General features: G+C 47.2%; 26 protein-coding genes and 1 tRNA gene. 1 reads left to right on the top strand and 26 read right to left on the bottom strand.

Translation table 11 applies throughout. The features are described from left to right. Window positions 1–55: 55 nt before the first annotated feature. From aroH to ACFVS2_RS02055, 23 genes are all read right to left on the bottom strand, one after another. Window positions 56–433 carry a chorismate mutase gene (gene aroH / locus ACFVS2_RS02165; RefSeq protein ID WP_047068990.1) on the bottom strand — a complete coding sequence of 126 codons (378 nt, stop codon included), beginning with the start codon at window positions 431–433 and terminating at the stop codon, window positions 56–58. 2 nt (window positions 434–435) lie between these two features. Beyond that, window positions 436–1,536, bottom strand: coding sequence for a 3-dehydroquinate synthase (gene aroB, locus ACFVS2_RS02160; RefSeq protein ID WP_390230380.1), 1,101 nt, complete (start codon window positions 1,534–1,536; stop codon window positions 436–438). Continuing rightward, window positions 1,536–2,699: a chorismate synthase gene (gene aroC / locus ACFVS2_RS02155; protein WP_173617929.1), complete on the bottom strand. Its 1,164-nt coding sequence runs from the start codon at window positions 2,697–2,699 to the stop codon at window positions 1,536–1,538. The genes aroB and aroC overlap by 1 nt, the downstream gene beginning before the upstream one ends. A 335-nt stretch (window positions 2,700–3,034) precedes the next feature. Beyond that, the gene (locus ACFVS2_RS02150) at window positions 3,035–3,193 is read right to left on the bottom strand and encodes a hypothetical protein (RefSeq protein WP_007716564.1); all 159 of its coding nucleotides are present in this window, start codon (window positions 3,191–3,193) and stop codon (window positions 3,035–3,037) included. Between the two features lie 76 nt (window positions 3,194–3,269). After that, complete coding sequence (locus ACFVS2_RS02145) at window positions 3,270–4,043, bottom strand: CheR family methyltransferase (RefSeq protein ID WP_390230376.1); 774 nt, start codon at window positions 4,041–4,043, stop codon at window positions 3,270–3,272. A 128-nt stretch (window positions 4,044–4,171) separates the two neighbouring features. After that, complete coding sequence (ndk, locus tag ACFVS2_RS02140; RefSeq protein ID WP_007716560.1) at window positions 4,172–4,615, bottom strand: nucleoside-diphosphate kinase; 444 nt, start codon at window positions 4,613–4,615, stop codon at window positions 4,172–4,174. A gap of 104 nt (window positions 4,616–4,719) precedes the next feature. Continuing rightward, window positions 4,720–5,685, bottom strand: coding sequence for a polyprenyl synthetase family protein (locus tag ACFVS2_RS02135; RefSeq protein ID WP_173617931.1), 966 nt, complete (start codon window positions 5,683–5,685; stop codon window positions 4,720–4,722). 9 nt (window positions 5,686–5,694) lie between these two features. Next, window positions 5,695–6,558 carry a menaquinone biosynthesis protein gene (locus ACFVS2_RS02130; RefSeq protein ID WP_390230372.1) on the bottom strand — a complete coding sequence of 288 codons (864 nt, stop codon included), beginning with the start codon at window positions 6,556–6,558 and terminating at the stop codon, window positions 5,695–5,697. Window positions 6,559–6,562: 4 nt separating this feature from the next. Continuing rightward, window positions 6,563–7,159, bottom strand: a complete 597-nt coding sequence (locus ACFVS2_RS02125; RefSeq protein WP_007716550.1) for a UbiX family flavin prenyltransferase — start codon at window positions 7,157–7,159, stop codon at window positions 6,563–6,565. Beyond that, window positions 7,156–8,025, bottom strand: a complete 870-nt coding sequence (locus ACFVS2_RS02120; protein ID WP_390230368.1) for a UbiA-like polyprenyltransferase — start codon at window positions 8,023–8,025, stop codon at window positions 7,156–7,158. Before ACFVS2_RS02120 ends, ACFVS2_RS02125 begins: the two co-directional genes overlap by 4 nt. Before the next feature lie 77 nt (window positions 8,026–8,102). Continuing rightward, window positions 8,103–8,822, bottom strand: coding sequence for a demethylmenaquinone methyltransferase (locus tag ACFVS2_RS02115; protein ID WP_048032635.1), 720 nt, complete (start codon window positions 8,820–8,822; stop codon window positions 8,103–8,105). Window positions 8,823–8,826: 4 nt separating this feature from the next. Next, a complete protein-coding gene (locus tag ACFVS2_RS02110) occupies window positions 8,827–9,663 on the bottom strand; it encodes a heptaprenyl diphosphate synthase component 1 (RefSeq protein ID WP_390230364.1) in 837 nt (278 codons plus the stop codon). A 125-nt stretch (window positions 9,664–9,788) separates the two neighbouring features. After that, window positions 9,789–10,304 (bottom strand): hypothetical protein, encoded by a 516-nt coding sequence (locus ACFVS2_RS02105; RefSeq protein WP_390230361.1) that lies wholly within the window; start codon window positions 10,302–10,304, stop codon window positions 9,789–9,791. Between the two features lie 76 nt (window positions 10,305–10,380). Further along, window positions 10,381–10,611: a trp RNA-binding attenuation protein MtrB gene (gene mtrB, locus ACFVS2_RS02100; protein WP_007716531.1), complete on the bottom strand. Its 231-nt coding sequence runs from the start codon at window positions 10,609–10,611 to the stop codon at window positions 10,381–10,383. A gap of 37 nt (window positions 10,612–10,648) precedes the next feature. Further along, window positions 10,649–11,359 carry a lytic transglycosylase domain-containing protein gene (locus ACFVS2_RS02095; protein ID WP_173617936.1) on the bottom strand — a complete coding sequence of 237 codons (711 nt, stop codon included), beginning with the start codon at window positions 11,357–11,359 and terminating at the stop codon, window positions 10,649–10,651. A gap of 111 nt (window positions 11,360–11,470) precedes the next feature. Continuing rightward, a tRNA-Pro gene (locus ACFVS2_RS02090) sits at window positions 11,471–11,547 on the bottom strand. A gap of 66 nt (window positions 11,548–11,613) precedes the next feature. After that, window positions 11,614–12,177, bottom strand: a complete 564-nt coding sequence (gene folE / locus ACFVS2_RS02085; RefSeq protein ID WP_173617937.1) for a GTP cyclohydrolase I FolE — start codon at window positions 12,175–12,177, stop codon at window positions 11,614–11,616. A 236-nt stretch (window positions 12,178–12,413) separates the two neighbouring features. Further along, window positions 12,414–12,686: an HU family DNA-binding protein gene (locus ACFVS2_RS02080; RefSeq protein WP_005831316.1), complete on the bottom strand. Its 273-nt coding sequence runs from the start codon at window positions 12,684–12,686 to the stop codon at window positions 12,414–12,416. Window positions 12,687–12,923: 237 nt separating this feature from the next. Beyond that, window positions 12,924–14,402: a stage IV sporulation protein A gene (gene spoIVA, locus ACFVS2_RS02075; protein WP_106837772.1), complete on the bottom strand. Its 1,479-nt coding sequence runs from the start codon at window positions 14,400–14,402 to the stop codon at window positions 12,924–12,926. A 181-nt stretch (window positions 14,403–14,583) separates the two neighbouring features. Further along, window positions 14,584–15,312: a hypothetical protein gene (locus ACFVS2_RS02070; protein ID WP_390230354.1), complete on the bottom strand. Its 729-nt coding sequence runs from the start codon at window positions 15,310–15,312 to the stop codon at window positions 14,584–14,586. Between the two features lie 16 nt (window positions 15,313–15,328). Continuing rightward, window positions 15,329–15,676 carry a 2Fe-2S iron-sulfur cluster-binding protein gene (locus ACFVS2_RS02065; RefSeq protein ID WP_390230351.1) on the bottom strand — a complete coding sequence of 116 codons (348 nt, stop codon included), beginning with the start codon at window positions 15,674–15,676 and terminating at the stop codon, window positions 15,329–15,331. Window positions 15,677–15,692: 16 nt separating this feature from the next. Beyond that, the gene (locus ACFVS2_RS02060; RefSeq protein ID WP_173617940.1) at window positions 15,693–15,989 is read right to left on the bottom strand and encodes a 2Fe-2S iron-sulfur cluster-binding protein; all 297 of its coding nucleotides are present in this window, start codon (window positions 15,987–15,989) and stop codon (window positions 15,693–15,695) included. 12 nt (window positions 15,990–16,001) lie between these two features. Continuing rightward, window positions 16,002–16,166 carry a DUF2768 family protein gene (locus ACFVS2_RS02055; RefSeq protein WP_390232362.1) on the bottom strand — a complete coding sequence of 55 codons (165 nt, stop codon included), beginning with the start codon at window positions 16,164–16,166 and terminating at the stop codon, window positions 16,002–16,004. A gap of 158 nt (window positions 16,167–16,324) precedes the next feature. Between ACFVS2_RS02055 and ACFVS2_RS02050 the strand changes: the two genes are divergently transcribed. Then, on the top strand, window positions 16,325–16,810 hold the full coding sequence (locus tag ACFVS2_RS02050; RefSeq protein ID WP_390230347.1) for a hypothetical protein: 486 nt from the start codon (window positions 16,325–16,327) through the stop codon (window positions 16,808–16,810). Window positions 16,811–16,930: 120 nt separating this feature from the next. On the opposite strand, the gene ACFVS2_RS02045 is transcribed toward ACFVS2_RS02050, so the two are convergent. The 3 genes from ACFVS2_RS02045 to plsY all read right to left on the bottom strand — a co-directional run bounded on the left by ACFVS2_RS02045 (window position 16,931) and on the right by plsY (window position 18,944). Then, on the bottom strand, window positions 16,931–17,197 hold the full coding sequence (locus ACFVS2_RS02045) for a stage VI sporulation protein F (protein ID WP_007716506.1): 267 nt from the start codon (window positions 17,195–17,197) through the stop codon (window positions 16,931–16,933). A 78-nt stretch (window positions 17,198–17,275) separates the two neighbouring features. Continuing rightward, window positions 17,276–18,328, bottom strand: coding sequence for an NAD(P)H-dependent glycerol-3-phosphate dehydrogenase (locus ACFVS2_RS02040; RefSeq protein WP_217367558.1), 1,053 nt, complete (start codon window positions 18,326–18,328; stop codon window positions 17,276–17,278). Between the two features lie 13 nt (window positions 18,329–18,341). Continuing rightward, entirely contained in the window at window positions 18,342–18,944 is a 603-nt protein-coding gene (gene plsY / locus ACFVS2_RS02035; RefSeq protein ID WP_390230343.1) for a glycerol-3-phosphate 1-O-acyltransferase PlsY, read from the bottom strand. Window positions 18,945–18,957 lie beyond the last annotated feature (13 nt).

Genomic DNA, 18,957 nt, shown 5'->3' with positions numbered 1-18,957 from the left:
CGGAAAAAACGAGGCGCTCTCGTTTCACTTATGGTAAAAGAGAGCGCCCTAATTGTCAACCGCGATTTGTCAAATCCGGGCGCAGCTTGACTGCTTCACGCAAAAAGACGTGATGAATGTCTTTTGCTGTCTTGTCCGTATTCACATGCATCATGACACGAATACAAAGTGGCAAGCCACCCGGCACCGGGATTTCTCTTGCGCACATGAGTGGGACATATTGCCAAGCTTCTCCTTCAAGCAGGCGGGCCGCTTGAGCAGGGAAGGTCGCACAGAGGTCCTCTGTCGTCGTGATAATGATGCTGCCTATGTCTTCGGGGTTTACTTCATTGCGGCTTACCATTTCCTCCAACAACCATTTTGTAGAGGAGACAATCTCTTCGCGCGTATCGGCTTCCACCGTAACCGCGCCTCTGATTCCTCTCATTCCCATCCTTATCCCTCCACTTCTTCTCTCATGATTCCCAGTATGAGTTCTTCTTCTATATTTTTGACGATTTCAACCTGCCCGATTGCCCTAGGCAACACCAAGGCCAGCTTTCCGCCTACCGTCTTTTTGTCTCGTTTCATGGCTTCCAGCACAGCTTCTGGCGAGAGATTGCCCGGCCAAGCCGTTGGCAGGTGGAACAATTCCAGCATCCGTTTCGTGCGATTGTATACATCTGTCTCGGCAAAACCAATTCGTTCCGCTACCTTGGCAGCCAAACACATCCCAATTGAGATGGCTTCCCCATGATTCAGGGTGGAGTAAGCAGACAGCGCTTCAAACGCATGACCAAACGTATGACCCAAATTAAGCAATGCACGCTGCCCTTGCTCTGTCTCGTCTTGAGAAACAATAGCCGCTTTGACTGCGCAACCTTTTTCAATGGCTTTCCCTAATAATTCAGAATCGAGCTGCCATAGCTTATCCGCGTTGTCTTCCAGCCAATCGACAAAGGCAGCGTCGGCGATAAGTCCATGCTTAACAACCTCTGCAAAACCTGCTGCGACTTCACGCTTCGGTAAGCTATGCAATGCTTTCGTGTCATAAATGACAACTTTGGGCTGATGGAAAGCACCTATGAGATTTTTTCCGAGCGGATGATTGATCGCTACTTTTCCACCAACTGAGCTATCATGTGCGAGCAAGGTAGTCGGCATTTGAACAAAATCAACGCCACGCATGTACGTAGCAGCCACAAATCCAGCCAAGTCTCCGACGACTCCACCACCGAGAGCCAATACAGCAGACTTCCTGTCCAGTCCTGCATCAATTGCTTCCGTCATCAATCGTTCGTAGACAGCCAGGCTCTTCGATTGTTCTCCTGCAGCGATGACAGCTGAGTGGGCCTGATAACCATGCTGCCGCAAAACATCGAGCAAAGGCTCTAAGTAATGAACGGCTACATTCTCATCTGTGACAATCATCAGCTTGCTAGTAGAAGCAATTCCTGCCTCTACTAGCAACGCTGCTGCATCGTGCAAAAGACCGTCGCCTATCACAATCTCGTAGGAACGCTCGCCCAGCTCAACAGTCAGCTTCTCTACACTCATTAGAATTTCTCCGTGTACGCACGGTATTGACTTACGTTTTCTGCCATATCGTCAAGAGAATCAGAAGGGAATTTTTCGCACATTGCACTCGCGATCTCCCATGCTACAACAGCCTCCGCGACCACACTTGCCGCTGGAACAGCACAACTGTCAGAACGCTCAATGCTCGCTGAGAATGGCTCTCTCGAGTCGATATCCACACTCATCAACGGTTTGTACAAGGTAGGGATCGGCTTCATGACACCGCGAACAACTACAGGCATTCCTGTCGTCATTCCGCCTTCGAGTCCACCTGCACGATTCGTTTTACGGCTGTAGCCGGTTTCTTCGTTCCAAAGAATCTCGTCATGAACTTGTGAGCCTTTCAGACCGGATGCCTCGAATCCAATGCCGATTTCGACACCTTTGAAAGCCTGAATGCTCATAATCGCTTGTGCAAGTCGTCCATCCAGCTTGCGGTCCCATTGCACATGGCTACCCAAACCAATCGGCACGCCTTCAACGATAACTTCTACGGTACCACCGAGGGAATCCCCGTCTTCTTTTGCTTTGTCAATCGCCGCCATCATCAGTGGCTCTGCTTCTTTATCCAAGCAGCGTACTGGTGATTCTTCGGTGCGCGCAATCAGTTCGTCCAGACTTACTTCTTGACGCTTCGCCACGATCTCATTGATCTGGAGTACCTGTCCGCCAATACGGATACCAAATTGAGCCAGCAATTGGCGAGCTACTGCACCAACAGCTACGCGGACTGTAGTCTCACGAGCGCTGGAGCGTTCCAGAATATTGCGCATATCGCGTTGATGATACTTAATAGCCCCGTTTAAATCAGCATGTCCAGGGCGTGGACGTGAAACACGACGCTTTTCTTCAGTGCCTTCCTCTACAGGTTCAGCACTCATGATTCCTTGCCAATGCGTCCAATCATTATTTTCAACGACCAGTGTGATAGGAGCTCCGGTTGTATATCCATGACGGACACCAGAAAGAATTTTCACCTGATCCTTCTCAATCTGCATTCTTCTGCCGCGGCCATGGCCTTTCTGACGACGTGCCAACTGCTCATTAATTTCCTCAATGGAAATCGGCAAGTTGCTCGGTACGCCCTCGATGATAGCTGTTAATTGCGGCCCGTGGGATTCCCCTGCTGTCAAGTAACGCATCTCTATCCTTCCTCCATCCTCCAGGCAGCCGTTCCCCTTAAGGTTCTCTTTTCGGGGTGCTGTCCTTTATCACTTTTAAGCGCTATAATATCATACCTAGTACGCCGTGGAAATACAAAAGTGGGAAACGTCTGCGAAAAACCTTTTCTTCTTACAGGAAAACGCCCCTCCGTATTAGGAGAAGCGCTCTCTTTACGCTATCGCGAATGAATCAGGATTGACATACCTACACGTTAAGGAAACCTCTATCGTTGATAGCTCACGGAGGAGCGACCGCGTTTTAGAGGAAAGTTTCCATGCGTTCCGGAATATATAAACGAAGCGTTTATATATTCCTACACGTTGAAAAAAGGATTGGGGCTCAGCGGTTTGCGAGTGTGATCCACGCGTATCAAATCATCTAGTTGTGTCCTCTCCGCCCCTAAAATCTGACCACATTCCTGCAGCGTGATCAGCCCTCGACGGTATGCTTCGATGACCTTGTGTTTATCCATCTGCTGCCTCCTCTTGCAAAGTAGGTATTCCTAGTCTTGGGAAAAAACAGCAGAGATATACCAAGGCCAACATGAATCAACCCATTTTTCGATAGAAGAACGTATCCTCTGTCTCCAATTGGTATTGTTGCGGCTGAAAAATTTGTTCCGTACTGCCTACAAAGAGTACCCCGCCAGGTTTCAGTGCCCGGCTAAACTTATGATACAGCTCATGCTTTGCTTCCTCGGTAAAGTAAATCATCACGTTCCGGCAAATAATCAAATCAAATTGAGAATCAAATGAGTCCGCCAATAAATTATGTTTTTTGAACGTCACTTTTCTCTTCACTTCATCCGTGATGCGATAGCTGAGTGTATCTTTTTCAAAACACTTCGTTACGAGGTCTTTCGGGCAATCTTGCAGGGATCGGTCCGTGTATACCCCTTGCTTTGCTTTTGCTAGTGCTCCCTCATCAATATCGGAAGCGAGCACGGTCGCATCCATCTTCTTGCGTAGCAAAATCAGTGAGAGTGTGTACGGCTCCTCCCCTGTCGAGCATGCCGCACTCCAGCATTTCACCCGCGGCGATTGCTTCGCCAAACGCGGCAAAATTTTATTCTCGAGAACCTCCCACCGGCCTGGGTTGCGGAAAAATTCCGATACGTTGATGGTCATCCTATCGAGGAACTCATAGAAAAGCTCCTTGTCTTTCGCGATGGCATCGAAATACTGGGCAAATGTGTTGTACCCCCGCTTTTGTCTCAACGAGGTTAGACGGCGCTTCATCTGTGCTTCCTTGTAGAGGGCAAGATCAATTCCAGTCATTTTCTTCACACTAGCAATAAATTGGAGAAAGTCCTTATCTTCCATGCTGAATCGTACCCCCTTTGCAAACTCCCTAATTTCATTCGCTATATTTCGTCATTATCCTATCTGTTTTGACAAAGATTTTGACAAAAAAAAGAAAACCCCAATAAATGGGGTCTTCTCGATCAGTCTTAGATCCAGCGTTGGATTGTTTTCTCGAAGGAGAGAACTTCTTCAGCGGAGAACCACAGGCCGATTTCACGCTCAGCGCTCTCAGGAGAGTCAGAGCCGTGGATGATGTTCATGCCAACGGAAGTAGCGAAGTCGCCACGGATCGTACCGGAAGCAGCGTCAACTGGGTTTGTTTTGCCCATCATAGCGCGAGCAGTTGTGATTACGTTGTTACCTTGCCATACCATAGCGAATACTGGTCCAGAAGTGATGAAGTCTACCAGTTCACCGAAGAAAGGGCGCTCTTTGTGCTCTGCATAGTGTTCTTCAGCCAGTTCGCGGCTTACTGTCATCAGCTTAGCACCTACGAGTTGGTAGCCTTTTTTCTCAAAACGGGATACGATTTCCCCGATCAGGTTGCGTTGTACGCCATCTGGTTTTACCATCAGGAATGTTTTTTCCATTGTAAGTATGCCTCCATTAGAGCTATGTATTGGTGCATAGGACACCATTGAAAAGTTTATCAAAACTAGAGTGGTCAAGCAACAGGTAGACCGTCAAAATATCATTAAAATTTGCGATCGATAATATAATTGGCGATACCTGTCAAAGATGTCTTAGCTTGGTTATTAGGTAAATCTGCGAGAATAGCATGCGCACGGGTGATATAGCGTTCAGCGAGGCGCTGCGAAAAAGCTATGCCCTCATCTTCTCGCACCATACGAACCGCTTCATCCGTATGATCCCAGAACGTATTTTGCGCGATCCATTCCTGGAATTGCGCACGTGCTTTTCCATGATGAGCCGAATAAAGCGCAGGCAACGTAATGTTTCCATGCACCAAATCACTTCCAGCAGGCTTCCCTAACTGCTTCTCAGTCCCTGTAAAGTCCAAAATGTCGTCAGTAATTTGAAAAGCCATCCCCACATTGTAGCCGTACCAGTACATTTTGCGAATCATATCATCTGACGCTCCGCTTGCCACTGCTCCTAATTGACAGCTAATGGCAATTAAAAGCGCAGTTTTTCGTTTGATTCTGCGCAAATACGTACGGAAGTTTTGGTCCCAGTTATTCAAATCCTTTACTTGCTCGATCTCTCCCTTGCAAACCTCGACGATTGCATTCGAGAGAATTTGGTGCAATTGCGGGATCGGGAGCTGGGAGGCAATGGCCAATGCCCGTGCAAAAATATAGTCGCCGGCGTACATGGCTACTTTGTTATCCCACTTCATCCGAACGGTGTCTTTCCCGCGACGCTTATCCGCATCATCAATTACATCATCATGCACCAGGGAAGCCATGTGGATTAGTTCTAGAGGAACGGCCACATGCTTTAGCTTTTTGACATCGTAATTGCCCCACTTACCGCCAAGCAAAACAAAAACGGGACGAATCCGCTTTCCTCCTGCCTTGAGTAAGTGAGTCGAAGATAGATACAGCTCTCGAACCGGTGTATCAATTGCTTTTTCCAGTTCATCTTCTATGTATTGGACATCTTTTTTCATCTTGAAGTAAATATCGACTAGATTCATCCGTTCCACCTATCTCGTCAACGTAGTATTGGTCTGTCGGCCGCCAGCCTGCCACAGATCGACGGTTGCAGGTGCCGATAGAAGTCCCAGCTCCGCTGCGCATCGGTAATAGTACTCCAGTCCAATCCGCTGAACGTCACCGAAATCGTGCTGTAATCCTTGGAAATAGTGGATCCATTGCTCTTTCTCTCCACCGAAATGTGTGTGAACGTAGTCAATCAATGGGGCTGTATTCGCTCTTGTTTTCCTTTTGCTCTCTAAAAAAGAGGCATGGACGTCCGCGATCAAATCATGATGATCGGCAATAACTGCTCGACGAAGAGCCCAAATGGCAAAGGTCATGGAATAGCCCGTAAATTGATGCCACAGCTCTCCTAAGTCATAGACATGCAGGTCTTTGGCCGTTCGCTCAGCCGAAATGGCGTCATCCCCGATCAAGAGCGCTGCGTCAGCATCCTCCAGCATTTCTTGCAAAATGGGTTCCTGTGTAACGTAGGAAATCTCATAATCGTAAAACTTATGGAGAATGATCTTTAAGAGGTTCACTGTGGTAGCCGATGTGTTGGTCAAGGCTATTTTGGCACCGTTTAATTGTTCAATCGGCTTTTTGCTGAACAAGAAAAGGGAGCCTACTCTCCCTTTGGCACTGACAGACAGATCTGCCAATGCCACGTATTCGGAGGCATGCTCTGCATAGCTAAACGAAGAAATCGGACCCAAGTCAATCTCGCCATTCGCCATTGCAGTGTTTAACTGGGCAGGAACTTGGCGGATGAATTCGATTCGGTCTTCGAATTTCGCCTGATCAAAATAGAAGTAAACCGGCAATACATTGGTATACAAAATTTGTCCAACACGCAAAGACTTTTGCATGCGTTTATTCCCCCCAACGCCGGAACAGCGAATGTGGTACATCAATTGCATCCAAAGTTTTCCCTACCACAAAATTAATCAGATCATCCATGGTTTGCGGTTTCTGATAGTAGCCTGGCATAGCAGGCAGAATCTTTACTCCCAGACGGCTTAATTTGAGCATGTTCTCGAGCTGAATCGCATTGAGCGGCGTCTCTCTCGGAACGATGACCAAGCGCCGACCTTCCTTGATCATGACATCAGCAACGCGCTCCAGCAAATTACCTGATGCGCCATGCGCGATGCCAGAAACAGTCCCCATCGAGCACGGTACTACGATCATACCGTCACAGCGATAGGAACCACTGGCTGCGGGACAATTGAAATCTCGCAGTCCCCAATAATGTAGCTCACCCGAAAAGTCTAGTTGCAGCTTCTCCTGCAATAGAGCTTCTCTGTCATCCGTGTGCCAATCCAGTTCATCACGAAACACTTGCCAGCCTGCTTCTGTAATCATCAAGTGAACGATATGTCCAGCACGTAAAAGCTCCTGGACGACTCGAACACCATAGATAGCACCACTTGCACCCGTTATCCCGACAGCCCACTTTTGCTTGTTCATGCAATCACCAAATCAATCATCGTAAAGGTAAACATCACGACACTCAAGATGCCGTTCATATTGAAGAATGCCATATCCAGCTTGGACAGGTCTGTAGGCTTCACCAGCGTGTGTTCATAGATCAAAATCGCACCAGAAATGAGCACACCTACCAAGAACCAAATAGACAAGTCTGCGACTACATACAACGACATCAGACCAACGAAAGTAAGAACGTGGCATACGCGGGCAATCAGAAGTGCATTGGCAATTCCGAAGCGGCTCGGCATGGAATAAAGGCCTTCTTTCCGGTCAAAATCGGCGTCCTGGCACGCATAAATGATATCAAATCCTGCTGTCCAGAACATAACGGAGGCAAACAATAGAAGGCCGATGCCATCTACTTGACCCGTTGTCGCTACCCAGCCACCCAACGGTCCAAACCCGATGGCAACCCCGAGAACAAAGTGGCATAGCCAAGTAAAGCGTTTTGTATAGGAATAAAGCACAAGAACAAACACAGCGAGCGGCAACAATTTCACAGCCAAATCATTTAACTGGTATGCAGCAATGAATAACACCGCAAAGGACACCACGATAAACAAAATGACTTCCACAATCGAAATGAGGCCAGCAGGAATCGCTCGTGTGACCGTACGAGGATTTCTCGCATCAATCACCCGGTCGATGACACGGTTTAAGGACATCGCTGCACTGCGAGCGCCCACCATCGCTACCGTCACCCAAAAAATTTCCGACCATGTAGGCCATGCATTCTCTACCACAATACTTCCCAAAACAGCTCCCATAAAAGCAAAAGGCAAGGCAAAAAGGGAGTGCTCGAATTTAATCATTTCCAAGATGACTTTCAATTTACGTAGACCCATCTATGACACTTCCTATCTAGTGAAGAAATACCGGTTTACTCCCCATATACGCGTTTGGCGCCATCGCATATGTCAACCTATGGCTTTGTGCCCATATGCAAGGCTGATACGCCGCCCATAAACAATTTGACCTGAACCGGGTCCAAGCCTGCTTTCTGAAACATGCTTGCCAGCTCGCGACTGTCAGGGAAATTGGTCAGGGATTGTGGCAGCCATGCATACTCTTCGTACTTGTTGACTGTCAGCTTCGCGATAAATGGCAAGATTTTGTAGAAATATAAGTAAAATAGCTTCCGGTACGGAATGAATGGGGGCTTGGACACTTCTAGAGAAACGACTTTACCGCCCGGCTTCACAACACGCGCCATTTCATTCAAGACCTGCTGAACATCCGGTACATTGCGCAAGGCAAACCCGATTGTGACGAAGTCGAATGTATTATCCTCATAAGGCAGATTCATTGCATCTGCATTCACTAGCTTTACGTTGTTGCCAACACCTGCGTTCGCCACTTTATATGCCCCTACATCCAGCATATTTTGGCTGAAATCAAGGCCAACAACACTGCCTTCTTTTCCAACAGCCTTGGCTAATGCAATGGTCCAGTCTGCTGTACCACAAGCAACATCCAACGCCGTATGCCCTGGCTGGATATTCATCTGCTTCATCGTGTAATTACGCCAAGCAATATGACTGCCAAAGCTGATTACATTATTCATTTTGTCGTAATCGTTTGCAATGCTCTCGAAAACGGAGTGAACGTACTCTGCTTTCTCATTCATCTGTGTCTGGTTCACTTGGCTACATCTCCTCAATTACCTTCTTCAAGCGACTGATCCGATGGGAGTACCGTGCCGTAATAGATGCAAGCATGTTCCGCGTCTCTGCAGGATGTAGCGTACGTACCATTTGCTCACATAAACCGATTAATTCAATGGCTTTCCCCTCAACGCCTGACAAAACTTGCGCGAGTGTAGCCCCAGGTTTTTGCAGCAAAAAACGGGCAAAACCAAAAGGAACTTGTTCTTGCCATTTGAGCTGCTCCCACTCTCCAATCACACTCTCTACCTTGGCTGTTTCCTTCATCAGATCGCTCCAGAAACGACGGCGATCAGCTGAATCGGCATACTCTTCTACAACAGCCACGTATAAGCCCGTATCAATCGTATTTCGCAGTTCCCAGTACTCTTCATCTGATAAAACCTTGCTATCTCGCCCAGCGATGTAGAGTCTCATTTTCGCTTCGTTCACTCGCTGAATGGCTGCCGACAACACTTGAATGGCTTGGATTTCACCCGTTGAAGCCAGAAGGTGATAATAACGACTGCTGTAATAATCACCCGCAAGTACGGTCAGCTGTCGGTTTCGCTCCGCGCTCTGTGAGGAGTCGTACTCATTTTTCACGAGCTCATGCGTGTCCAGTCCCAATTGGACAAGTCCTGTTGCTGTGCATAAAACCGAAGCCTTTTCCTTCGGTATACCTTGTTCCAGCAAAAAAAGGTACAACAGCTCTAGACGATTTTCCGCCATGGAAGGAACGTCAACATAATGTTCTACATAGGAATGGGTGATTCTCTTGTAGATTTGTTCGATAATGGACCGAACCTCTTCTACATTCGGGGAAAGTTCTTTGCTCATGCGTCCTCCTCCACAAGCTGCACAACCTAAAGATGTCTGCCTGTTCCGTACTGTTCCTTACTCTTCGGTCTTCCTCTGCCGTCCGGTCAAAAGGCCGTCTCTACTATCATACCATACTTCTTCCATCAGGGACTAATTCGCTCATAAAAATACGGCTCGATTCGAATGGGAAATGTACTGATTACAAAGGACTGGATATCCGAAGGGTCGGTCAAAGGTTTGTCATGTCCTTCGAGATTTCCAGTTGTCGATTGTATGGCAATCAATAATCTCGATTCTTTTGGTGGATCCGTCTCTTCCAACAAGCGATAGTACACGGGCCCGACATTCTCTGCATAGGTACGCAAGTCGTATGTCAAACGGTAAAAATCTTGATAGACGGTGTTTAACTCTACTTTTTCGGCAGGTTTCACCACAAAATCGACATAGATCGATGGGTTTTCCCATTTTATACGCTTAATATTATAATGTGTCGACATCCTTGTAAACAAATCAAGGGCATTTTGCTCGCTTAAGTGAATGGCACGAGCCGACTGAAATGTCGGTATATCCGCTTGCATCCACTGATTTGTGGGAACGAGCGACAGCATCAGAGCCAAGAAAGTGGAAACAGCAATCGCCATCAACAATTGGCGCGGCATAGACATCCCTCCTCTCCTCCATTGTACAAACAAAAAAAGCAGGCTATGCCTGCTTCTTAGCAAAACGACTTGCTCTTTATTCGGTCGTATCCACGACGCCATGCTGCGAGTAAATCACTGCTTTTCCTCGCACCTTAATCGCAGAGGTGTGCTCCGTAAATTGAAAAATCATAACTTCGCCTTTATCAAGCTTCTCTGTATGATGAAAACGCGTATCAGTACCTCTTGTTAATCCGATCACATGAACGCCATTTTCCTTCGCTTTGACTACGAAATAATCCTGATTAAATCCAGATGGTTGTGCCACTATGTTTCCTCCTGACCAATACGATATGCGCGTACGTCTAGTATGATGCCCCTTCTGACTCCAGTCGGCTCATGATCTTGTCTACATAGCGCTGTGTCTCTTGCGGCAATTGGTCAAACTTCGCTTCTAGTTCGTCATCACTGCTGATTCCCAGACGACTCATCCGACCTGGACCAGCATTGTAAGCAGCAAGTGCTACTTTCACATCTCCATCATAACGATCCAAAAGTGACTTCAAATATTTTGTTCCACCTTCAAGGTTTTCATCAGGGTCGTATACATTGCGGACTTGCATGGCTTTTGCCGTATTGTCCATCAGCTGCATCAAGCCCTTCGCCCCTGCGTGAGATTCTACATTCGGATTAAAATTGGATTCGGCCCTGACGACCTCTCTCACCAGATCAGCGTCCACTCCCATCGCTTTCGCTGTCTGATCAATCTTGCCCAAGATTTCCGGGGTAGGAACAGATGGCCCTTTTGCAAAAGACAGGGACTGCTCATTTTGAATATGGGTAGGAATCTTCCAGTTCCTAGAACCGTCTAACTTGGCTAAAATCTCCTGCGAACTGATAACCCGCTGACCGGTTGTTGCTAACTGGGACTGCAGGATGTCCGAGAAGAGCCCTTCGTCTCCATACGAAAGCGAAGAGGCGTCATAGTTTTGCGGCAATGTTTGCAAATATGGTTGAAGTGATACAGGCACCTTCATAGCATTGAACAACCCTTCCCTAGCTTGTCTACCTATCATTATAAAAAAGAAAGATCAGGAAGCCAATAGCAAAATGGTACTACTTGGGAGAGTAGTCATTTTACATAAAAAAGAAGCCTTTGCTCAAGGCTTCTGATCGTTATATGTAGATGGTCGGAATGCAGGGATTCGAACCCTGGACCTCACCCACCCCAAGGGTGCGCGCTACCGGGCTGCGCCACATCCCGACTGTACATCCGTACTATACAATATTTTACCTATAGAGTCAATATAATTTCCTTATTTTTGAATTCTTAGCGAATCAAGCTAAATACTTCTGCACGGGCTGCCGCATCTTTCTCAAACATCCCACGAACAGCAGAAGTGATCGTTTTCGAGCCTGGCTTTTTCACACCACGCATCGTCATGCACATATGCTCTGCTTCTAAAACCACGACCACGCCATGTGGATCGAGCTTGCGCATAATCGCGTCAGCTACTGTTGCGGTAATTCGTTCTTGCAACTGCGGACGTTTTGCTACGGTGTCAACCGCACGCGCCAGCTTGCTCAGTCCTACTACACGGCCTCCACGAGGTACGTAAGCGACATGCGCTTTGCCGAAGAAGGGAACCAAGTGATGCTCACACATGGAGTAAAACGGAATGTCCTTCACTAGAACCATTTCCTCATGATCTTCACTAAAGACAGTCTCGAAATACTGCTCTTCGTCTATATGCATGCCCTCAAATACTTCAGCGTACATTTTCGCAACTCGCTTAGGGGTATCCAGCACTCCTTCACGATTAGGATCATCCCCCACTGCCTCTAGGATCATGCGAACAGCTTGCTGTATTTTATCTAAGTCGACGTTCATCATTGTACCTCCTACGTAACGGCATACGCCTTGTTTCTCATCACTAAGGTCTGCCTGCTCCAAATCAGTGCCAGACTTATTGCCTGCTCGCGATCAAAGCCAATCTTACCATATCGTTTAAAAAAAGACAAAAAGATATACCAGAATTTTCATAGGCAAACTGTATGTACACAGAAAAAAACCCACATTTTATCAATGTGGATTTTTTTATGTAAGTGCTTCGTTCTCAAAAGAAACAACTACTTGATGGAGTCTTTGAGTTGTTTACCTGGTTTAAACGCAGGTACTTTGCTGGAAGCGATTTCGATCTCTTCACCAGTTTGTGGGTTACGACCTTTACGAGCCGCACGTTCACGAACTTCGAAGTTACCAAAGCCGATCAGTTGGACTTTATCACCAGTTTTCAATGCATCTGCAATTGCGTCAAGAACTGCATCAACTGCTTTTGTTGCATCTTTCTTGGTGAGTTCTGTGGTTTCAGCCACTTTTGCAATCAGTTCTGTTTTGTTCATTTTATTCACCTCCCCTCAAAGAACACCAAGTCCTAGCTATTATTTTTCTTAACCGAAACGAAGCGTTTTATACACGAATGGTTGTTTTTACCGATCTGACAAGCTTATAGTAATACACCGATTTCTTAAATTCAAGCCCCTCCTGTCGAAATTGAACGAAATACAAGAAAAAAAGGCATCTCGTCATATCAGATGCCTTCCCTACATTTGTTGTTTTTAGGACTTTGGAACTATTTATTAGAGTATGATCGCTATCAGGCCACCCGATCCCTCGTTGATGATTCGACCCAATGTTTCCTGTAATTTGTATCTGGCGTTGTCTGGCATCATGGTAATTTTTCCCTGAATACCCTCTCTTACGATGGAATGGAGCGAGCGTCCAAAAATATCGGAGTTCCAGATAGAAAGCGGGTCTTTGTCAAAATCTTGCATCAGATAGCGGACAAGTTCCTCACTTTGCTTCTCTGTTCCGATAATCGGAGCGAATTCAGACTCAACATCCACCCGAATCATGTGAATAGACGGTGCTGTTGCTTTGAGTCTGACTCCAAAGCGCGGTCCCTGGCGGATTAGTTCAGGTTCGTCCAAGGTCATTTCATGCAACGACGGGGCTGCTATACCGTAGCCCGTACTTCGGACCATATGCAATGCTTCCGCTACTTGATCAAACTCGCGCTTGGCATGTGCGAATTCCTGCATGATTTTCAGCAAGTGATCCTTGCCATTTATCTCTACACCGACAATTTCCATCAAGATGCGGTCATACAGCTCATCTGGCGCGTAGAGGTCAATCTCCGCGATTCCTTGCCCCATATGCATACCAGCAAGGGAGGCTTTCTCTACGAAGTCATAGTCATTGAAGAAGCCGACGACACGGTCCACATCGCGTAACCGGCGGATGTCCTGCACGGTCTCACGTACAGCTTCCTCGTAGTTCTGACGTAGCCAGTGCCCGTTTTCCAGCACCATTACCCAGCTCGGCAGATTGACATTTACTTCATGAACTGGGAATTCAAACAGGACTTCTCTCATAAGGAGCAAGATTTCCTGCTCTGTCATATGATCAACCGACAAGGCCACGACTGGTACATCGTATTTTTCCTGGAGCTGCACACGAAGGTTTTGTGCTTCGTCGGAGCGCGGACGCGTTGAGTTTACAACGATCACGAACGGTTTTCCGACTTCCTTCAGCTCGTTTACAACTCGCTCCTCTGCATCGATGTATCCTACACGCGGTATTTCCGCGATGCTGCCATCCGTTGTCACAACGATCCCGATGGTTGAGTGTTCCTGGATAACCTTGCGTGTCCCGACTTCGGCCGCTTCCTCAAACGGTACAGGCTCTTCATACCAAGGGGTATTTACCATTCTTGGGCCATTGTCGTCTTCAAAACCCTTTGCCCCTTGCACCGTATAGCCAACGCAGTCAACGAGGCGGACATTGATGCTGAGTCCTTCTGTTACATGTACGTTAACAGCCTGATTCGGAACAAATTTGGGTTCGGTTGTCATGATTGTTCGTCCTGATGCGCTCTGCGGCAACTCGTCTGTCGCTCGTATCCGCTCCGCTTCCGAGTTGATATTCGGGATGACAACTTGCTCCATAAACCGCTTGATAAAGGTCGACTTTCCCGTACGAACAGGGCCTACCACTCCGAGGTAGATGTCTCCGCCCGTCCGTTCGGCAATGTCTTTAAAGATGTCGACTCGTTCCACCATCGATGACCTCCTTCTATTTGTCTATTTTTACACTATGACCGATTTTCCGAATTATCCCTGACCGCCAGTATTTTCGTAGGGAATCTCGTACTAGTTTTGTGGACAGTACAAATATATGTATTTTTGCGTTAACTAGAACAAAAAAAAACGACCCTGATCAGAGTCGTTTTCCGTAATGTTAATTTAGTTTGAGAAGCTTCGGTTCACCATCGACCATTTCATAGGGAAACGATTTCGCGGGCACGAACATGGAATTACGCGCCAGCACGTATCTCGGGTCTGTTTTTGCCGGCACGGTTACTTTTGTATCCCGAAGCAATTGCGCGATATCCGTAGCATAATCAATCCCGACTTGTCCTTCAGCATTCATGACCAGTGGCAATAAGTAAGTCCCCATCGTGGACGGCACCTGCCATGCTTTTAACCCGAGCCGCTCATGATCGATGGAATAGTATCCATTCCCCAGATCAGCGAGTACAGGCAGCTTTTCGAAATGTCCCTTGTAACGGTCTACTTCGCTCTGTACATCCGCTACTGTACTGACAGCGGTCAAATGAATGAGCTTCACTGTCGGCTTTGTATCCACGTCAATCAGCACGTACTTGTATACGCCGCCTTTTTCAAATGCGTTCCCAGGTACATCCGGCATGTATTTAGGGATCATCTTGCGGAAATCAATCTCGTATTTTTCAAAAATAGGAGTATCGAGGGGTTTCGTTACGATTGGCAACACTGCTGTGTCTTTTTGGAATTGCTCAATCGCTTTTTGTGTTGCTTCTACAAAAAAGGTACTAGGAATTTGATTCTCTGCTCTGCGCTCATCCGGATACAAGCATCCAGATAAAAGGGAAGACAGAATCGTCAAGCTGATCACAAGCTTGAACGATTTTCGCCACGATTGCCACATCTTATGTATACACCTCTTACATTCCATCTTCATTTTCATTGCGTTGTCGCTCGAGTGCAGCCGCTACCACTGATTTCAGCTTACTTTCTGGAATCCTGACCGTACAATCCTTTTCCGTCGTTTTTGCCTGACAAGCCAAACGAATCCCATTCGCCAGATCCTTTTCAGGCAGCTTGCGCTTTTCCAGCGCCGTTGGCGGGCATAGCAGGCCATTCTCAACGATCACGCGGCACATCAGACAAGATGCGTGTCCACCGCATCTCTGCGGGATTACGACGCGAGCTGACGAAGCTACACTGACCAAGGTTTGCCCTGTCCGCGCCTTCACACTCTTCTTGCTCGGGAGAAAGGTTACTTTCCCCATATTGTCACTTCCTTTACTAGTACGGCCGATGAGCTACCTTGACTGTTCCTGATGAAACAATCTTCGTCTGGCAGCCTAATCTGTAGCCTTCTGCGCGTTCAGCCTTGCGCAATCGCAGTTTTTCTTCTGGTGTCACTTCGTTTAAGTGCTCTGCCCCTTCCACAACATGTGTACGACATTGTGCACATACCCCTCTTTGGCATGCATGGCCCCACACAATGTTGTTCTTTTTTGCAAGAGCAACAATGGATTGATTCAACTCGATCGAGACTTCATGACTGCCTGCACGAGTAAGTAGTGTGATCGTTGACATCGATAAACCTCCCTAGACAAAAATCACAATCAAAATCATGATAAGCACGACGAGTAATAGTAAGAATGCGAAGGTCTTCACAAGGAACCGCAAAAACCCATTGGTTATTTTTCTGGCAAAGATCATAACTAAATTGCAGACGAACATGAGCCCAATGGCGATTAAGGAAATGTTCATCTTTGTCATAGGATCAATATACATCGGGACTGCAGCATCCTTTGCATTTTTTGCTTTATTATACCATAAATCCCCCTCTTCGTCTGACGCTTGCGAACCTAAAACTAGACATTCGCATAGACTATCGTGATGAATTCGCCCATAGGAGGGATGAAACGTTGAGTAATAAAGTAAATAATCGAAAATGGCGGAATCCATACGCGCCTATACCCAGCAAAAAATTAAGCGACCAAGTCGAAAATGTCTCCCTTTCCCTTTCACCAAAAAAAATCCTGCCCACAGTTGATTTGCGCACCTCTGTTACAAAAATGCGCCATAACATCAAAGGGATCGGCAGCACGATTCGGCAGGTAGAAGACACGATGGATTCGTTGTACGGGGCGATGGAGATGATGGAGAACCTCGGAAAACGCACGCCTGAGCCTGAGGTCGTTGCCGAAAAGCCTGCTGCTGCTACAGGCAAACGCAAAGCTGCTCCAGAACCACAAAAGGCAGCTGAAACACCACCGCAGGAATCAGGCTTAGGCAACCTTTTGGCCAATATAGATATCGGGCAATTACTGGGTCTCCTGCAATCCCCTTTGGTCCAGAACCTGATTACACAGGTAAGCAGCTCCTCCAAGGAACGAAAAAAAGAGGGATAAGATCCCTCTTTTTTTCTTGCAATCTGTAGGTCAGCCATGTCCCTGTAGAGCCATGATTGTTCCTAGTCTTACTGTATGACGGTTTTTGTTGCAGGTAACGGGCATAATCGCCCATTTCTCTTATTTGAGCAGCTTGGTCAAGGTGGACATGTCACCCAGATTGATTTCCTGATTGCGAAACATTTCAATGACCTTATCTTCCTTTTCAGGAGTCAATTGCTTGCCACTAAGCGTAGCGAGCGTGCGAATGATTTGACGCAGCTTGGTCTCGTCTTCAAAGTCACTGCGCTTGACTTGACCGGCTAGTGAGCGAAGCTTTTCTTCATCGACATTTTCCGTTGCTTTCCCTTGCAAGCGCTCAAAAAGTCGTTTCGACATATTATTCATTTAGTATCTCCTCCTGCACATGGGCTTTCACCCTATCGTATGTGCAGAAGCCTAAATCGGTGATACTTCATTCATGCATTATTCCGCTTCGGGATTGAGGTACGCCATTTCAAAGGTTTTTCCACGCCCCATCAGTTCTTCCACGCCTTGACGAGCTTCTTTTCCTTCAAACAGCATACCATACAGAACAGAAGTGATTGGCATTTCCACTTGCTCACGTTGCGATAAGGAAAAGGCTGCATTTGTCGTGCGAACGCCTTCGACGACCATACCCATCTGCGCCAGTACGTCATCGAGTTTTTTTCCTTGTCCGAGCAAATAGCCTGCACGCCAGTTTCGGCTGTGTTTACTCGTACATGTGGCAATCAAATCGCCAACACCAGCCAGACCAGAAAACGTAAGCGGCTTAGCACCGAGCTTAATACCCAGACGGCTAATTTCCGCCAAGCCACGGGTCAACAGTGCTGCCTTAGCGTTGTCTCCATATCCTAAGCCATCAGACATCCCTGCACCAAGTGCAATGATGTTCTTCAACGCTCCGGCGATCTCAGCGCCAATCAAATCTGGGTTTGTATACACACGAAAATTCGTATTCATCAGCAAATCCTGAGATCGCAGCATGCTTTCTTCCGATTCAGACGCCATCACAATTGTCGTTGGTTGCCGTTTGACTACTTCCTCGGCATGGCTCGGTCCTGACAGCACAGCCAATCTGGACGCAATCTCGCCTGGCACCTCTTCCGCAATGACTTCTGACATTCGCTTCAGACTTTCCAGTTCAAAGCCTTTTGTCGCATGAATCAAAAGTACATCCGGCTCTAAGTACGGCGCCACTTGCTGACAAATTTGGCGCATGGCATGGGAAGGAACAACGAGAAGAACAATACGTTTGCCAATTACCGCCTCTTGAATGTTGGTTGTCGCCACAATGTTTGCTGAAAGCGTTTCTCCCGGCAGGTACTTTTCATTCACATGTTTGCTGTTTATTTCTTCTGCCAGCTTGGTATCCCGTACCCAAAGCGTAACCTGATGCCCGTTGTCTGCCAAGACTGTAGCAAGTGCCGTTCCCCAGCTTCCGGCCCCAATCACCGTAACATTTTGAATCAATACGTCCCCCTCCACTTTTCTCATGTCCGTTCGTACATTATCCCAGCTTCCGGTTGGACTTATCTCCTAGTCTCCGTTCGTTTCCTGAAAGAAGATTGCGGATATTATTATAATGACGAATGTAAGCAAAGATTGCGATCGCCATGCTCGCCCAAATAAAGGAAACAGGTTTGTCCAACAAGTACAGGGTAAATGGAATAACCGTTACGATAACCAATGATCCTAATGAAACAAAGCGAGTGATTGCAATGACTAAGACAGCCAACACGGCAGCGATCAAAAATGCCAAGGGAGAAAAACCTAACACGACACCTAGTGTGGTCGCAATGCCTTTCCCTCCGCGGAATCCAAAAAAGATCGGCCAATTGTGACCAGCGATAACAAACAAGCCTGCCACTGCATACGCTGCCGGGTCCCCTGTCATCAGGTGAGTCAGTCCCATCGCAGCTATTCCTTTTACTGCATCAAGAAGGAGAACGGCAATGCCGGGGCCTTTTCCTAACACCCGGAGGGTATTAGTTGCACCGGCATTTCCGCTGCCATGAGAACGTATGTCAATTCCTGCGACTTTTTTGGCGATAAGATAGCTAAAGCTAATAGAACCGATTAAATAGCTAAGCACCCAGGATAATAACACCATGGCGTTTTTCTCT

Origin of the sequence: Brevibacillus sp. NPDC058079, from assembly GCF_042885155.1 — a bacterium.
GTDB lineage: Bacteria > Bacillota > Bacilli > Brevibacillales > Brevibacillaceae > Brevibacillus.
Note: the sequence above shows the minus strand (reverse complement) of the source record. Positions and strands in the feature narration are given on the sequence as shown.

Excerpts from the sequence above, each read along its gene's own strand:
- aroH (WP_047068990.1), bottom strand. The coding sequence starts at position 433 with ATGGGAATGAGAGGAATCAGAGGCGCGGTTACGGTGGAAGCCGATACG.
- aroB (WP_390230380.1), bottom strand. The coding sequence starts at position 1,536 with ATGAGTGTAGAGAAGCTGACTGTTGAGCTGGGCGAGCGTTCCTACGAG.
- aroC (WP_173617929.1), bottom strand. The coding sequence starts at position 2,699 with ATGCGTTACTTGACAGCAGGGGAATCCCACGGGCCGCAATTAACAGCT.
- ACFVS2_RS02150 (WP_007716564.1), bottom strand. The coding sequence starts at position 3,193 with ATGGATAAACACAAGGTCATCGAAGCATACCGTCGAGGGCTGATCACG.
- ACFVS2_RS02145 (WP_390230376.1), bottom strand. The coding sequence starts at position 4,043 with ATGGAAGATAAGGACTTTCTCCAATTTATTGCTAGTGTGAAGAAAATG.
- ndk (WP_007716560.1), bottom strand. The coding sequence starts at position 4,615 with ATGGAAAAAACATTCCTGATGGTAAAACCAGATGGCGTACAACGCAAC.
- ACFVS2_RS02135 (WP_173617931.1), bottom strand. The coding sequence starts at position 5,685 with ATGAATCTAGTCGATATTTACTTCAAGATGAAAAAAGATGTCCAATAC.
- ACFVS2_RS02130 (WP_390230372.1), bottom strand. The coding sequence starts at position 6,558 with ATGCAAAAGTCTTTGCGTGTTGGACAAATTTTGTATACCAATGTATTG.
- ACFVS2_RS02125 (WP_007716550.1), bottom strand. The coding sequence starts at position 7,159 with ATGAACAAGCAAAAGTGGGCTGTCGGGATAACGGGTGCAAGTGGTGCT.
- ACFVS2_RS02120 (WP_390230368.1), bottom strand. The coding sequence starts at position 8,025 with ATGGGTCTACGTAAATTGAAAGTCATCTTGGAAATGATTAAATTCGAG.
- ACFVS2_RS02110 (WP_390230364.1), bottom strand. The coding sequence starts at position 9,663 with ATGAGCAAAGAACTTTCCCCGAATGTAGAAGAGGTTCGGTCCATTATC.
- ACFVS2_RS02105 (WP_390230361.1), bottom strand. The coding sequence starts at position 10,304 with ATGCCGCGCCAATTGTTGATGGCGATTGCTGTTTCCACTTTCTTGGCT.
- ACFVS2_RS02095 (WP_173617936.1), bottom strand. The coding sequence starts at position 11,359 with ATGATAGGTAGACAAGCTAGGGAAGGGTTGTTCAATGCTATGAAGGTG.
- folE (WP_173617937.1), bottom strand. The coding sequence starts at position 12,177 with ATGATGAACGTCGACTTAGATAAAATACAGCAAGCTGTTCGCATGATC.
- ACFVS2_RS02080 (WP_005831316.1), bottom strand. The coding sequence starts at position 12,686 with ATGAACAAAACAGAACTGATTGCAAAAGTGGCTGAAACCACAGAACTC.
- ACFVS2_RS02070 (WP_390230354.1), bottom strand. The coding sequence starts at position 15,312 with ATGTGGCAATCGTGGCGAAAATCGTTCAAGCTTGTGATCAGCTTGACG.
- ACFVS2_RS02065 (WP_390230351.1), bottom strand. The coding sequence starts at position 15,676 with ATGGGGAAAGTAACCTTTCTCCCGAGCAAGAAGAGTGTGAAGGCGCGG.
- ACFVS2_RS02060 (WP_173617940.1), bottom strand. The coding sequence starts at position 15,989 with ATGTCAACGATCACACTACTTACTCGTGCAGGCAGTCATGAAGTCTCG.
- ACFVS2_RS02055 (WP_390232362.1), bottom strand. The coding sequence starts at position 16,166 with ATGAACATTTCCTTAATCGCCATTGGGCTCATGTTCGTCTGCAATTTA.
- ACFVS2_RS02045 (WP_007716506.1), bottom strand. The coding sequence starts at position 17,197 with ATGAATAATATGTCGAAACGACTTTTTGAGCGCTTGCAAGGGAAAGCA.
- ACFVS2_RS02040 (WP_217367558.1), bottom strand. The coding sequence starts at position 18,328 with ATGAGAAAAGTGGAGGGGGACGTATTGATTCAAAATGTTACGGTGATT.
- plsY (WP_390230343.1), bottom strand. The coding sequence starts at position 18,944 with ATGGTGTTATTATCCTGGGTGCTTAGCTATTTAATCGGTTCTATTAGC.